This window comes from Mycobacterium sp. WMMD1722 (assembly GCF_049315205.1).
Classification (GTDB): domain Bacteria; phylum Actinomycetota; class Actinomycetes; order Mycobacteriales; family Mycobacteriaceae; genus Mycobacterium.
Map to the genome: position 1 here is coordinate 2,851,013 of NZ_CP186056.1, position 13,473 is coordinate 2,864,485.

General features: G+C 68.3%; 17 protein-coding genes and 1 pseudogene. 11 read left to right on the forward strand and 7 right to left on the reverse strand.

Annotated features, from left to right (window positions below; all coding sequences use genetic code 11):
- Positions 1-6 precede the first annotated feature (6 nt).
- On the reverse strand, positions 7-234 hold the full coding sequence (locus ACN27E_RS13555; RefSeq protein WP_422742071.1) for a hypothetical protein: 228 nt from the start codon (positions 232-234) through the stop codon (positions 7-9).
- Between the two features lie 391 nt (positions 235-625).
- Between ACN27E_RS13555 and ACN27E_RS13560 the strand changes: the two genes are divergently transcribed.
- Complete coding sequence (locus ACN27E_RS13560; RefSeq protein WP_422742072.1) at positions 626-1,075, forward strand: DUF5994 family protein; 450 nt, start codon at positions 626-628, stop codon at positions 1,073-1,075.
- Here ACN27E_RS13560 and ACN27E_RS13565 read toward each other — a convergent pair whose 3' ends face one another.
- A complete protein-coding gene (locus ACN27E_RS13565; protein WP_422742073.1) occupies positions 1,076-1,270 on the reverse strand; it encodes a hypothetical protein in 195 nt (64 codons plus the stop codon).
- Positions 1,271-1,493: 223 nt separating this feature from the next.
- Here ACN27E_RS13565 and ACN27E_RS13570 point away from each other — a divergent pair, with 223 nt between their 5' ends.
- Genes ACN27E_RS13570 through ACN27E_RS13585 form a run of 4 tightly spaced genes read left to right on the forward strand, consistent with a single transcriptional unit; the run spans position 1,494 to position 3,351 of the window.
- Positions 1,494-1,628 (forward strand): hypothetical protein, encoded by a 135-nt coding sequence (locus ACN27E_RS13570; protein WP_422742075.1) that lies wholly within the window; start codon positions 1,494-1,496, stop codon positions 1,626-1,628.
- A 26-nt stretch (positions 1,629-1,654) separates the two neighbouring features.
- Positions 1,655-1,834 carry a hypothetical protein gene (locus ACN27E_RS13575; protein ID WP_422742076.1) on the forward strand — a complete coding sequence of 60 codons (180 nt, stop codon included), beginning with the start codon at positions 1,655-1,657 and terminating at the stop codon, positions 1,832-1,834.
- Entirely contained in the window at positions 1,831-2,097 is a 267-nt protein-coding gene (locus tag ACN27E_RS13580; RefSeq protein WP_422742078.1) for a hypothetical protein, read from the forward strand. Before ACN27E_RS13575 ends, ACN27E_RS13580 begins: the two co-directional genes overlap by 4 nt.
- 24 nt (positions 2,098-2,121) lie before the next feature.
- Positions 2,122-3,351 (forward strand): oxygenase MpaB family protein, encoded by a 1,230-nt coding sequence (locus ACN27E_RS13585; RefSeq protein WP_422742080.1) that lies wholly within the window; start codon positions 2,122-2,124, stop codon positions 3,349-3,351.
- Positions 3,352-3,353: 2 nt separating this feature from the next.
- Here ACN27E_RS13585 and ACN27E_RS13590 read toward each other — a convergent pair.
- The 3 genes and pseudogenes from ACN27E_RS13590 to ACN27E_RS13600 form a co-directional block, all read right to left on the reverse strand.
- Positions 3,354-3,536, reverse strand: a pseudogene (locus ACN27E_RS13590) (STAS domain-containing protein); the annotation flags it as partial.
- Between the two features lie 138 nt (positions 3,537-3,674).
- Positions 3,675-4,553 carry a formylglycine-generating enzyme family protein gene (locus ACN27E_RS13595; protein WP_422742082.1) on the reverse strand — a complete coding sequence of 293 codons (879 nt, stop codon included), beginning with the start codon at positions 4,551-4,553 and terminating at the stop codon, positions 3,675-3,677.
- Between the two features lie 71 nt (positions 4,554-4,624).
- Entirely contained in the window at positions 4,625-6,100 is a 1,476-nt protein-coding gene (locus ACN27E_RS13600; protein ID WP_422749859.1) for a PTS transporter subunit EIIC, read from the reverse strand.
- Between the two features lie 198 nt (positions 6,101-6,298).
- Here ACN27E_RS13600 and ACN27E_RS13605 point away from each other — a divergent pair, with 198 nt between their 5' ends.
- Genes ACN27E_RS13605 through ACN27E_RS13620 form a run of 4 tightly spaced genes read left to right on the forward strand, consistent with a single transcriptional unit; the run spans position 6,299 to position 9,191 of the window.
- The gene (locus ACN27E_RS13605; protein ID WP_422742083.1) at positions 6,299-6,769 is read left to right on the forward strand and encodes a PTS sugar transporter subunit IIA; all 471 of its coding nucleotides are present in this window, start codon (positions 6,299-6,301) and stop codon (positions 6,767-6,769) included.
- Entirely contained in the window at positions 6,770-7,555 is a 786-nt protein-coding gene (nagB, locus tag ACN27E_RS13610; protein WP_422742085.1) for a glucosamine-6-phosphate deaminase, read from the forward strand.
- 1 nt (position 7,556) lies between these two features.
- Positions 7,557-8,702: an N-acetylglucosamine-6-phosphate deacetylase gene (gene nagA / locus ACN27E_RS13615; protein WP_422742087.1), complete on the forward strand. Its 1,146-nt coding sequence runs from the start codon at positions 7,557-7,559 to the stop codon at positions 8,700-8,702.
- Positions 8,703-8,720: 18 nt separating this feature from the next.
- Entirely contained in the window at positions 8,721-9,191 is a 471-nt protein-coding gene (locus ACN27E_RS13620; RefSeq protein ID WP_422742089.1) for a hypothetical protein, read from the forward strand.
- On the opposite strand, the gene ACN27E_RS13625 is transcribed toward ACN27E_RS13620, so the two are convergent.
- Positions 9,175-10,533 (reverse strand): alpha/beta fold hydrolase, encoded by a 1,359-nt coding sequence (locus ACN27E_RS13625; RefSeq protein WP_422742092.1) that lies wholly within the window; start codon positions 10,531-10,533, stop codon positions 9,175-9,177. The genes ACN27E_RS13620 and ACN27E_RS13625 overlap by 17 nt on opposite strands.
- A 123-nt stretch (positions 10,534-10,656) precedes the next feature.
- Here ACN27E_RS13625 and ACN27E_RS13630 point away from each other — a divergent pair, with 123 nt between their 5' ends.
- Both ACN27E_RS13630 and ACN27E_RS13635 read left to right on the forward strand, forming a co-directional pair.
- Positions 10,657-11,589, forward strand: a complete 933-nt coding sequence (locus tag ACN27E_RS13630; protein ID WP_422742094.1) for a cyclopropane mycolic acid synthase family methyltransferase — start codon at positions 10,657-10,659, stop codon at positions 11,587-11,589.
- 58 nt (positions 11,590-11,647) lie between these two features.
- Complete coding sequence (locus ACN27E_RS13635) at positions 11,648-12,547, forward strand: cyclopropane mycolic acid synthase family methyltransferase (protein ID WP_422742097.1); 900 nt, start codon at positions 11,648-11,650, stop codon at positions 12,545-12,547.
- Here the strand turns inward: ACN27E_RS13635 and ACN27E_RS13640 are convergent.
- A complete protein-coding gene (locus ACN27E_RS13640) occupies positions 12,540-13,451 on the reverse strand; it encodes an NAD-dependent epimerase/dehydratase family protein (protein WP_422742099.1) in 912 nt (303 codons plus the stop codon). The genes ACN27E_RS13635 and ACN27E_RS13640 overlap by 8 nt on opposite strands.
- Between the last annotated feature and the right edge of the window lie 22 nt (positions 13,452-13,473).

Consider the following 13,473-nt stretch of genomic DNA (forward strand, 5'->3'; position numbering starts at 1 on the left):
CCATCATCAGCCCTGCCGGGCGCAGTCGTCCCCGTCTTCGTCGCGATCGGCGGTGTCGTCATCCACCAGGTCGCCGAGCCGGGCGCATCTGCCCCGCAGCAGATCCTCCCGCGGGCCCTGCCGATACCCCCCGCCGCGCAGACCTCCCGACCGGCAGACGCGGGCGGCACCCCCCGGCCCGCCCGCGTCGCCGCTCCCTCGCCCGTCGTCCATGATGGTTCGATTCTGCGTCACCGTCAGCGCACCCGATGACAGCAATTTTTCAGCAGCACGAGCGCCCGCTGATGGCCGGCGGACACCCCGACCTGTCCCGCTGGTGACCCGAAGTGGCCCGGGTGCGATCTACCGTCGACACCCGCGACCCGACGACATTCGAGGACAACGGATTTCGCGCGTCACGGTCTTGCGTTGCGCCACGACGACTGCCGGGGGTGTAACGTCGGAGTCGAGTCGCGCAGATTTCTCCGCGGTTCCCGCCTCGGCGCCCGTATCGTGACGCGCGCCGGGTCAACTCCGCGAGAGGACTTGCCATGGGCGCGGCGTTCATCCATGCGAAAACGATTGTGCAAGAAAGATTGTGACGCCTTCCGACCGGAACAGCTCCGACCATCCGATCCGACTCAGCGTGGCCTCGACGCTCGGCAGCGGCCTCGACGGCGCCTGGTGGCCCTATACCGCCTCGGTCGGCCGGGAACTGCCCTACCTCGTCGAAGCCCTGACCGGGCGACTCGGCGAAGTCGTCGACATCTCGGTCAACTGGTCCTCACTCGAAGGCACCCCCGACCTCAATTCACTGCCCGCACGTGGCGCGTTGCCCGGCCAGAAGGTGCGGCAGAAGCGCGTCATCACCGTGACCGGAAAAGATGCGTGCGCCAATCTGCTGGTGATCCCATCGGGGACCAGTCGAGCCCTGGCCGTCATGATCCTGCGCCAGGCCGCGTCACTTCCGGTCGAATACCGACTCCAGGACAGCACCGCCTGGCGCGCCGCATCGGTCATCGTCGACACCGCACGCGCCGAGTGTGCGCGCCGCGCCACGCCGAAGAGCGGCAACGCCTCGCTCCTCCTCGACTGATCAGCGCCAGAATCGCCGGCTCTTGCGTTTGCGTTGATCGCCTTCTACGTCGGTCCACTCCCCCGCCGCGTACCTGAACGTTTCGGCGCCGACGCGCACCACCTCGAGTACCCCGTCCGGACGCTTGACGTAGACGTCTCCGAACCTCTTGTAGTCGTCGGCACCCCCGCCGGGAAGTCTCACCGAAACCGTCATTGCCGAACCTCTCCATCGCGCAGTCGATGTGAATTCTGCGCAGATGGTTCGGGCGGCACATCGTGAGCAGGCGTTCCCGCTGATCGGGATGTTCTCGACGCTACGCCGCCGCAGCAATGCGTGGCGGTCGAAAACGAATCCGTAAGGAAATTAACCGGTTTCGTTCAGCAGGCGTAGGGTTGCAGATATCGGGACCATTCAGGCCCCCTGACGAAGGGCCGAGATGTCTGACAAGTCCCCCCGACAGGCCATGTCGAAGAAATCCGGAAAGACCATCAAGGAGAAACGCGCCGCCAAACACGCCAAGGCGGCCGGCGACTCCCAGGCAGAGACCGTGTTCAACGCCAAGAAGCGTTGATCCGCGTCGCCATCGCAGACACCGTCATGCGCGCCCAGCTGGCAGCGGCCATGGCCGCACTGGCCACCGTCGCCCGAGGCACCGGCAGTCGGCGCCTCGGCGTTCGTCGCGGGGCCGAGCGCCGGCGCCACCGCGAGACATTCGACGACCTCGAGCGCGACAGCCGCCTCGAACACCAGAACCGCACCGACGGCGGCACCCGATGACCACGAATACCGTGGTGCTCATCGCCGTCGTCGTCGTGGTCGCCGTCGTCGCTACCGGCCTGTCGCTCGCTTTGACGCGTCGCCTGCGCGGTGATCGCCGGGAGCAGGCCGGGGGCAGCATCCTGGATCTGGCCGCGATGGATCTCGAGGAGGAGAGCAGGGTGCAAGCGGCCCGAGTCGAGCTGGGCATCGAAGCGTTCCGCCTGCGCCGCAAGAATGAGCAGACCGCATCGAGAATCGAGAGCGAGGCAGCCCCCGAGTAAGCCGGCGGGTGCTAAGACAGATCCATGCCGGCACCCACCGCCTTCCGCTATCCCGCCACGGGCAACCGGGCCAGGATCGCGTCGATCGCTCGGCGCGTCGGGATCGACCCGTTCCCCCGCCCGGAGGTCGCGCGGCTGTTCATCGACGGACTCAACCAGGGCGATCCGACCGCCGAACGCTTCGTCGCCGAGACCTACCACGGGGAGCTGGGCGCCCGCCGAGCCCGTGAGCTGGTGGAGCGGGCTCAGCGCGAGGGCATCGACGCCGTGGCCGAAGCGCCCGAATCCATGCGCGCCCTGTTCGCCGAATTCGAACAGCTCCCCGACTGGGTCGACCCGCGCCTCATCGAAGAGGGCGCTGCGGTCTGGCGGCGCTGGGCCTACGCACTGGGCGCCCTGGGTAACGCCGGAACCAACGACACCTACACCGAGGGCTGGCTGGCCGTGCCGCTGTCACTGAGCGGCGGCTATGCCGGCGACCGCGCCCTGCACCGCTACCTGGAAACCTCGAAGTGGTGGATCGAGGTCTGTCGTCCCGGCGCGATCCTCACCCCCAACTCACTGGCCCGCAACATCTCCCTGCACGTACGGATCATGCACGTCTCGGTGCGTGATCGAGTCCGCAACCACCGCGAGTGGGACGCCGCGCGGTGGGGTCTGCCCATCAGCCAGTCCGCCATGCTGCTCACCCTGCTCGGCGGCAGCATCGCCCCGGCCTTCGGCCTGTTCCCCTTGGGACACCTCACATCACCGCACGAGATGCGCGCCGTGCTGCATTTCAACCGGTACTGCGGCCACCTCGTCGGCGTCCGGTGCGCGGGGTACTTCCCGGAGACCATCGCCGACGCGTGGCGCATCCTGCTCATGGCCGACGCCGCCCGCAGCTATGACAGCGCCGAGAGCGGTACCGAACTCGTCGAGTCGTTCGTGCCCGCCTTCACACCCGGCGACCACCGGAGCGGAATCGAGAAGCTCAGGGCGACCTATCATTACCGCGTCCAGGCCGGCTATCTCGGTCTCTACATGCTGCCCTGGAACCGACGGCGCTACCGACTGCCCGCCGCCCTGCCCGGGATAGCCCTGCTCCTCATGCGCGCCCCGCTGATCGCGGCGCTCGAGATCGCCCGCCGCCTCAGCCCGGCGATCGACCGGACGTGGCAGCGACAGAACCACCGCCGCTGGGAACGCTGGCTGCAGTGGCAGTCCGCCGGTAAGGCCGCGACGTTCGAAGCGGCCGCGCCGCTGCGCCGCTAGGATCAAACCCCCAGTCGACCGGACAGTTTCGTCAGTCGCTCCAGGCTCGCGCCGTCCAAACCGGTAACGCGCACCCTCTTGCCGCGCGCTTCATACTTCTGCCGGATGGTGTCCAGCGTCGCCACCGAGGACGCATCCCAGATGTCGGTGCCGGACAGATCGATCACGACGTCGTCGGGGTCACCACGGATGGCGTTACGGCTCACCCCGAGTTCGGCGGCGAGCTCCGACTCCGGTGGCAGGGCCGGGCGCGTGCAAGAAACGGTCAGGCCAGTGCATTCGCGGCGGCGAAACCCGTCCCGTTCCGCCACCGGCTGCAGCCTTCAGGCGACGCAGCGGAGCCCGATATGCGTGGTGGCGCTGTCCTGGGATTGGGACGACCGCGCCGCCGGGCGGTAGCGGTGGCAATACTCGGGCGCGCACAGATGCGAGCCACCCTTGAGCGCCTGGTGCACCGTCGGATCCCCGGTGGCAGACGGCGGCGGACAGCAGCCCTGCGCCGGTTCACCCGGCCGGTGATGCCGGGCGTATGTCGTCGTCGTCCACTCCCACACGTTGCCGATCATGTCGACCAACCCGAAGGCGTTCGGGGGGAACGTGCCCACCGGTGAACTGCCGGACCAGCCGAGTGCGCCGTCGTTCCGGTAGGGGAACCTGCCCTGCCAGGTGTTGGCCATCAGCCGGCCGTCGGGGCGGACCTCGTCGCCCCAGGCGTATGCCGCCGTCGACCCGGCTCGGGCCGCGTACTCCCACTGCGCTTCGGTGGGCAGCCGTCGGCCCGCCCAGTCGGCGTAGGCGGCGGCATCCGGATAGGCCACTTGGACGACGGGGTGATCGGCGCGATCCGCGACCGTGGACTCCGGCCCGAACGGGTGCCGCCACGAGGCCCCGGGCATCCAGATCCACCACTGCCGCCAGTCCCGCAAGTTGACCGGTCCGGTGGTGGGGCGGAACACCAGGGCCCCGGGAACGAGGTCTTCGGGCGGAACGCCCGGGAAGTCGGCGGAGTCGAGGGGGCGCTCGGCCACCGTGACATAGCCGGTGGCGGCGACGAAGTCGGCGAACTGGGCGTTGGTGACCGGATGCTTCTCGATGGCGAACGGCGCCACCGACACCGTGTGGACCGGCGCCTCCTCCGGATAGAAGTCGGTGGATCCCATGCGGAATACGCCGCCGGGCAGGTCGAGCAGTTCGGTCAGCATGGCGCCAGGCTAGGCCCTTTCCCGGCGCCACACGACTGGTGAGCCGCGGCGACGCCGGCGCCGAAAGAGCGCTACAGCGCGTCGCGGATGTCGTTCTTCAGCGCCTCGGACTCGGTGCCGAAAACCGCCTGGACGCTGTTGCCCACCTCGATGACCCCAGCCGCGCCCAGCGTCTTGAGGCGGGCCTGGTCCACCTTCGAGGTGTCGGCGACCTCCATGCGCAACCGGGTGATGCAGGCGTCGACGTTGCGCAGATTGTCGCGGCCACCGAATGCCGAGATCAACTGTTCGGCCTTGCTCTGGCCGGCCGGCGGTGCGGACTTCTCCGCGGCCCCGTCCACGGCCCCGTCTACGGCCGCGGGAGCCGCACCCAGGTTCGCCGCCTCCTCGGCCTCGAACTCGGCTTCGGGTTCGCGGCCGGGGGTGCGCATGTCGAACTTGGTGATCGCGAACCGGAACAGCAGGTAGTAGACGACGAAGAACACCACACCCATCACGATGAGCAGCGGAATGTTCTTGGCCGCCGGTGCGGTGCCGTAGAGCAGCAGGTCGATCAGCCCGGCGGAGAACGAGAACCCCAGGTGGATGTCGAGCAGGTAGGCGATCGCCAGCGACAACCCGGTCAGCACCGCGTGGATGACGTAGAGCGGGAACGCCACGAACATGAACGCGAATTCGAGCGGTTCGGTCACCCCGGTGAGGAACGCGGTGAGCGCCGCGGCCGAGAGGATGCCGACGGCGACCTTGCGCTGCTTCTTGTTCGCCACGTGGATCATCGCCAGGGCGGCGGCGGGGAGGCCGAACATGAGGATGGGGTAGAAGCCGGAGGTGAGGTGGCCGCCGGTCGGATCCCCCGCGGCGAACCGGGTCAGTTCGCCGGTGACGTTCTCGCCCGAGGGTGTCTGATAGTCGCCGTAGAGGAACCAGATGTAGGAGTTCGGGATGTGGTGCAGCCCCAGGGGGATCAGCATCCGGTTGGCGAATCCGTAGACGAAGGCCCCGATCGCCCCGGACCCACCGATGAATTCGCCCAGACCGGTCAGCCCGGCGTCGAACAGCGGATAGAAGTAACTCATCGCGAACGCGAGGAACAGACAGGCCAGGGAGACGACGATCGGGACGAACCGTCGACCCCCGAAAAAGCCGAGATACGACGGCAGCACCACGGTGTGATACCGGTCGAACAGCCACGCCGTGAGCAGGCCGACCACGATTCCGGCGAAGACGCTGTAGTTGATCTGCGCCTGATCCCCGGATTTGTCCACCTCACCGGCCAGCACGATCGGCGACATGGTCTTGAACACCGCCTGCACCACCAGATAGCCCACCACCGCCGAGAGCGCGGTGGAGCCGTCGGCCTTCCTGGCGAAACCGATCGCGACACCGACGGCGAACAGCAACGGCAGATTCGAGAACAGCGCGTCCCCGGCGGCGCTCATCGCCTTGAAGAAAGGCCCGATGACCGGCGCCTCGATGCGGCCCAGCAGGTCCGGCTGACCGAGGCGCAGCAGGATGCCCGCCGCGGGCAGCACCGCGATCGGCAGCATGAGGCTCTTGCCGAGCCGCTGCAACTGCGCGAAACCGGGAATACGAACCCCCGACTTGCGTTGACCCTCCGGAGTTTTCGCGGCCTCAGTCGTCACAGCCCCGCCTCCCCTTTCGCCGATGCCGTGCCACACACGGGTTCCGCAAGCCTATTCTTGGTCCGGTCGGCTTTCATCCGATCGGACAAAGGAGTTGCGACAGTGAGCACCACGTCAGTTCTCGCCCCGGTCGCCGGGCGCGCGGTTCCGCTCTCCGACGTCCCCGATCCCGTGTTCTCGGCCGGCATGGTCGGCCACGGCGCAGCGGTCGATCCGCCCCACGAGGTGATCGACGCGGTGGCCCCGGTCAGTGGCAAGCTCCTCAAGCTGCTGCCGCATGCCTTCGTCGTCATGACAGCTGACAACGTCGGTGTCCTGGTGCATCTCGGGATCGACACCGTCGCGCTCAACGGGGAGGGATTCACCACCCATGTCACACAGGGCGACGACGTGTCCGCAGGCCAGAAGGTGATCACCTACGACGTCCCCGCGATCGCCGCCAAAGGGCTGAATCCGATTGTGCCCGTTGTCGTCATGGACGAACGCGAACCCGACAACATCACCCCCGCCGGACCGGTGCTCGAGGGCGCGGCGGTCGCTCCGGGTGACGAACTCTTCACCGCCCGTAAATAAATGGAAGTCGTCATCCTCGAGGACCGCGCGGAGATCGGCCGGGTGGCCGCCGACGCGGTGGCGGCGTTGCTGAATCGCACACCCGACGCGGTGCTGGGATTGGCCACCGGATCCTCCCCGCTGATGATCTACGACGAACTCGCGGCCCGACACGACGCGGGCGCGCTGTCGTTCCGGCAGGCCCGCGGCTTCACCCTGGACGAATACGTCGGCCTCCCAGACGATCACCCCGAGCGCTACCGCAACGTCATCGACGCGGTGTTCGTCTCCCGCGTCGACTTCGCTGAAAACGCGGTGCAGGGGCCCGACGGCCAGGCCGACGACATCCCCGCGGCCTGCGCCGCCTACGAGGCGGCGATCGCCGATGCGGGCGGGGTGGACCTGCAGATCCTCGGGATCGGCACCGACGGCCACATCGCATTCAACGAACCCGGCTCCTCGCTGGCCTCGCGGACCAGGATCAAGACGCTGACCCGGCAGACCCGCGTCGACAACGCGCGGTTCTTCGGCGACGACATCGACGCGGTACCGACCCACTGCCTGACCCAGGGGCTGGCCACCATCCTGCAGGCCCGGCACATCGTCCTGGTCGCGACCGGCCGCGGCAAAGCCGAGGCGGTGCACCACCTCGTCGAAGGTGCGGTGAGCGCCATGTGGCCGGCCACCGTGCTGCAGCACCACCCGCACGTCACCGTGCTGCTCGACGACGCAGCCGCCCGCCGATTACAGCTCGTCGACTACTACCGCGAGACCTACCGCGCCAAACCGGATTGGCAGGGGATCTGAGGTGCTGCTGCGCGCCGACACCGTGCTGACCGGACGGGAGACGCTGCGCCCCGGCTGGCTCGACATCGCCGACGGAACGGTGCGCGCGGTGGGCTCCGGGCCCGCGCCCGGACCGCCCGATGCGGATCTCGGCGCGGCGACGATCGCGCCGGGATTCGTCGACACCCACGTGCACGGCGGCGCCGGGGGGAACTTCTCGGCCGCGACGCCGGAGCAGACGGCAGCCGCGGTGGACATCCACCGCAGACACGGCACCACCACCCTGGTCGCCTCGCTGGTCACCGCCGGTCCCGCCGAGCTGCTGCGGCAGGTCCAATCGCTGGCCCGCGACGTCGGGGCCGGAGTGCTCGACGGGATCCACCTCGAGGGTCCGTGGCTGTCGCCCTCACGCAGTGGTGCTCATCAGCCGGCGCTGATGCGCGACCCGGATCCCGCCGAGATCGACGCGGTGCTCGACGCGGGTGGCGGCGCCATCCGGATGGTCACCATCGCGCCGGAACGCGCCGGAGCACTCCCTGCGATCGAGCAGCTCACCTCGGCCGGGGTGGTCGTCGCGGTCGGCCACACCGAAGCGACGTATGACCAGACGCGGGCGGCGATCGACGCGGGCGCCACGGTCGGCACCCACCTGTTCAACGCGATGCGCCCGATCGACCGGCGTGAGCCCGGGCCCGTCGTCGCGCTGCTCGAAGATCCGCGCGTGACGGTGGAGCTGATCACCGACGGGGTGCACGTCGATCCCGCTGTCTATCGCCTGGTGACCAAAACAGCCGGGCCGGAAAGGGTTTCGCTGATCACCGATGCGATGGCCGCGACCGGCATGTCCGACGGGTGCTACCACCTCGGCCCGCTGGCCGTCGAGGTCGCCGCCGGAGTCGCGCGGGTGGCCGGCACCGACACCATCGCGGGCAGCACCGCCACGATGAACCGGGTGCTGCGGCTGGCGGTCGCCTTCACCGGGGCACCACGCGACGAGGCGCTGACGGACGCGGTGGCGCAGACGTCGGTGAATCCCGCGCGAGCGCTGGGTCTGCCCGCGGCAGCCGGACTGAGCGCCGGCGCGCCCGCCGACCTGGTGGTGCTGGACCCCGATCTGACCGTGGTCGTGGTCATGCGGCGTGGTTCGTGGATAGTGCCGCCGCCCTGACCGGACTAGCGTGAATCCATGCCGAAGATCACCGCCGCCCACCCGCCCGACCTGCTGCTCAACCTCGTCAATCCCGCTCTGCGCATCGCCTTGAAGACGCCGCTGGGCGGGGCCCTCAAACAGTTCATGGTCCTCGAGTTCACCGGGCGCAAATCCGGCCGGAACTTCGCCATACCGGTCAGCGCTCACCACCTCGACGGCGTTCTCTACGCGGTCCTCGAGGCGAAGTGGAAGTACAACTTCCGCGAGGGAGCGCCTGCCCGGGTGACCACCGGTGGTCAGACCACCCAGATGCACGGCGAACTCATCACCGAGACGGCCACCGTCGCCGATATCGTGCACCGCATCGCCACCAATTACGGTGCGAAGAAGGCGCAGCAGACGATGGGTCTGAAATTCGAGGGCGACAGCGTCCCCTCGCTCGACGAGTTCACCGAAGCGGCCACCCGGCTGAAGATGGCCGCCATCCGGTTCACCCCGACGGACTAGACACGTCCTCGCGGACCGCGAACACCGGCCAGCGCTGCGGGACGCCCTTGAGCTCGTGGCGACCGCGGTCGGCGAATTCGAACCGCGACCCGAGCACCAGCGGCGGCACGACTCCGGAGACCAGGACCTCACCGGGTGCCGCGAGCCCGAGAATCCGCGCGGCGATGTGCACTGCGATGCCGTGGACGTCCCCGTCTGAGGATTCCACCTCCCCGGTGTGCAGCCCGGCCCTGATCGTGAGGCCGAGTTCTGCCGCCTCTTCGCGAATCGCTCTGGCGCAGTTGATCGCTCGCGCAGGACCGTCGAATGTCGCCAACGCCCCGTCGCCGGTGAATTTGACGACCGCGCCTCGCGCGGCCCTCACCTCGCGCTCGACCAGCCGGTCGTGAGCGGCCAGCAGCGCCGTCCACTCCCCGTCACCGAGTGCGGCGGCCAATTCGGTGGAACCCACGATGTCGGTGAACAACACCGTCGACAGCACTCGGTTGGACTGCGGAGCCGCGCGGCCACCGGTGAGGAACTCCTCGATCTCCTCCAGCACGCGCCCGGCATCGCCGGCGAACCAGGCGTTGTCCACGCCGTCGAGCTCGACGCGGCGCGCGTCGGCGATCCGGCCCGCCATGTCCACCGCGTGCTCGCGATGCACGTGACGGTCACCGCTGCGATGCAGCAGCAGCGTCGGCACCTGGATGCTCTCCAGCGCGGGCCGGATGTCGGTGCGCAGAAAGAGGTCCAGGATCGCCCGGAAGTGAGCGGGTCCGCCCGCCAGCCGTTCGGCCCGCGCCCACCACCGGCGCTTGAGCGCGTCACCCGACCAGCTGGGTGCCAGCTGATCCATCACCGCGCCGGTGCCGACCGTCCCCTCGGCGCGTTCCAGATACTGCGCGAGCGCGGGCTCCGGCATCCCCATGGGGTGATCCGGGCCGCGAACATAGCGGGCGAACGGGGCGTGGAGCACCAGCGAGCGCACCCGTTGCGGATGGCTACCCGCCAGCAGCAGCACCGGCAACCCCGATTCGGACATCCCGAACACCGTCGCGCACCGGCTCCCGACCGCGTCGAGGACCGCCACCAGACCGTCCGCCCAGGACTGCATGGCCGGGCGATCGTTGAGGGGCACCGCGTCCGAACTGCCGGTGCCCAGCAGGTCGGTCAAGATCAACCGGCTGAACGACGCCAGGTGGCGCAGGTGCCCGGCCACGGTCGGCTCGTCCCACAGCAGATCGATCGGAAACGTCGCTGTCGGCACGAACAGCAGATCGGGCCCGGTGGTGCCCACGACCTGGTACGCGAGGTGCGCATCGCCATCCCGCGCGTACAGCGTCTCCGGGGCTGACGCCATGCCACGAGCATGGCACGTGTCGGCGGAGGTCATCCCGCAATGGGGGGTCAGGAAGGCGTAAGGTCAGGCCCGAGCCGGCACGGCCGGCGTGTGACCCGACCCCGAGATGCACCAGGACGGACAGTGGCAGATACAACCAGCGCGACCCCCAAGGCCGAGTCGAAGTGGCTCTCGAAGTCCGCGTCTGAGACGCGTGGGTCGGACAAGAAGGAAGTCCAGTTCCACTACGACATCTCCAACGACTTCTTCAAGCTGTGGCAGGACTCCAACCAGGTCTACAGCTGCGCCTACTTCGAGAAGGACGACTACACCCTCGAACAGGCCCAGCTCGCCAAGATCGACCTGTCGCTCGGCAAGCTGGGCCTCAAGCCCGGGATGACCCTGCTCGACATCGGGTGCGGCTGGGGCAAGACGATCATGCGGGCCGTCGAGAAGTACGACGTGAACGTGATCGGCCTGACGCTGTCGGAGAACCAGAAGCAGCACATCGAGGATTTCCACTTCGCCAACGCCAAGACCGACCGCAAGCTCGAGGTCCGGCTGCAGCCCTGGGAGGAGTTCGAGGGACAGGTCGACCGCATCGTCTCGATCGGCGCGTTCGAACACTTCGGGTTCAACAAGTACGACGACTACTTCAAGAAGACGTTCAACTGGATGCCCGAGGACGGTGTGCAGATGCTGCACACGATCATCATCCCGGAGGACGAGGAGATCAAAGCCAAGGGACTGCCGCTGACCATGTCGCGGGTCCGCTTCATCAAGTTCATCATGGACGAGATCTACCCCGGTGGCCGCCTGCCGCTGGCCTCGATGGTCAAGGAGCACGCCGTCAAAGCCGGCTACACCGTGACCCGCGAACAGCATCTGCAGCCGCATTACGTCAAGACGCTCGACACCTGGGCCCGCAACCTCGAGGCCAAGAAGGACGAGGCCATCGCGATCACCTCCGAGGAGATCTACGAGCGGTTCCTCAAGTACCTGGACGGGTGTGCCGATCTGTTCCGGCAGGGCTACACCGACGTCGCGCAGTTCACCCTGGAGAAGGCGCCCAGTTAGCCAAACTAGGCAATCTGCGTTATACAGACCAAGATCACAGACAGCAGGAGGAACGCAGATGAGTGAGATCGGGTCGGGGGGCTCGACTGGCACGAAGACCGCGTCGATGAAGGTGGCGTACGAGGACGTTCAGGCTCACTACGACATCTCCAACGAGTTCTTCGGGCTCTGGCAGGATCCCACTCGCACCTACAGTGCCGCGTACTACGAGCGCGACGACATGTCGCTCGAAGAGGCACAGATCGCCAAGATCGACCTGGCGCTGAACAAGCTCGGCCTCCAGCCGGGCATGACGCTGCTGGACGTGGGGTGCGGCTGGGGCGCGATGCTCAAACGCGCAATCGAGCGCTTCGACGTCAACGTCATCGGGCTCACCCTCAGCAAGAACCAGCAGGCACTCGGCCAGCAGGTTCTCGACGACGTCGACACCTCCCGCTCGCGACGCGTGCTGCTGCGCGGCTGGGAGGAGTTCGAGGAGCCGGTCGACCGCATCGTCAGCATCGAGGCGTTCGAGGCGTTTCCCAAGGAGCGCTACAAGGCGTTCTTCGACCTGTGCTACCGCATCATGCCCGGCGACGGCCGCATGGTGCTGCAGACGATCATGGGTCACCCGCTCAAACGCTGGCCCGAACTCGGCGTCCCGATCACGATGACCGATCTGCGGTTCATGCGCTTCATCGCCAAGGAGATCTTCCCGGGCGGATCGGTGCCATGCGACGAGGATGTCGTCGAATTCTCCACCGCCGCCGGCTTCTCGGTGGAGAAGCAGGACGATCTCACGCCGGACTACGTTCGCACCCTGGCCACCTGGGCCGAGGCGCTGGAAGCCCGCCGCGACGAGGCGATCGCCGTGACGTCCGAGGTGGTCTACGACCGGTACATGAAGTACCTGCTGGGCTGCTCGGACTTCTTCAACCGCAACGTCAGCTACGTGGGACAGTTCACGCTGGTCAAGTGAGCCCACGCCGCAGCTCGTCGAGCGCCTGGTCGAGCGAGACCTGCGGTGTCCAACCCCAGCGCTCGGCCCGGTCGGCGACAATCTGACCCCGCCATGCCGGCTCCTCCTGGTAGACCGGCTCGACGCCCAGCGCGGCCGTGACGGTGCCGAAGTAGTCCCGCTGGGTGGCCGGGCCGCCGGCGACGTTGACCGGTGTGCACCCGCCCTCGACGGGGCCCTGTTCGGGGTCTTCGGCGCTGCGGATCCGCCCGATGGCCACATCGGCGAGCAGCGCGGCGAGGTCGTCGACGTGGATCCACGCGAAGGTCTTGTCCGCGACGGTGCGCCGAGCCGACTCCTCGCCGGCGATGTCGCGGGGGCGCAACGTGTTCCAGATCGACGTCTCGCCGGGACCGAGGATCGCCGGCGGCCGCACCAGGATGCGGGTGATGCCGTCCACCTGCGCCAGCGCGGCGTCGGTGTCCCGCTTGGTCACCGGATAGTCGCCGGCATCGTCGCCGACCAGGGCGCCCGCTTCGTCGACGTCGCCCACGCCGGCCGACCGGTCGTAGACGCCGGCGGTCGACATGTGCACCAGCCGCGCCACCTCGGCATCCCTGGCCGCCCGGGCGATCACCGGGGTGCCCGCCACGCCGATGCGATGCTGCGTCGCACGGTCGCTACCCATCGGGTGCACGGTGGTCACCACGGCGTCGGCTCCGGCGACCACCTCCGCCGCGAACCCGGGATCGGTGAAGTCCCCTACGCACTCCTGAACGCCGTCGATCGCCGGTGCGGCCCCGGACCGGCGGACCACCGCACGCACCGACGCCCCCCGCTCGACCAGCGCGGCGCAGGTGCGCGATCCGACGAATCCGTTGGCTCCGGTGACGACGACGAGGGGCGGAGTCTGCTCAGCGGTCATGGGACCACTGTGCCCGCTCACC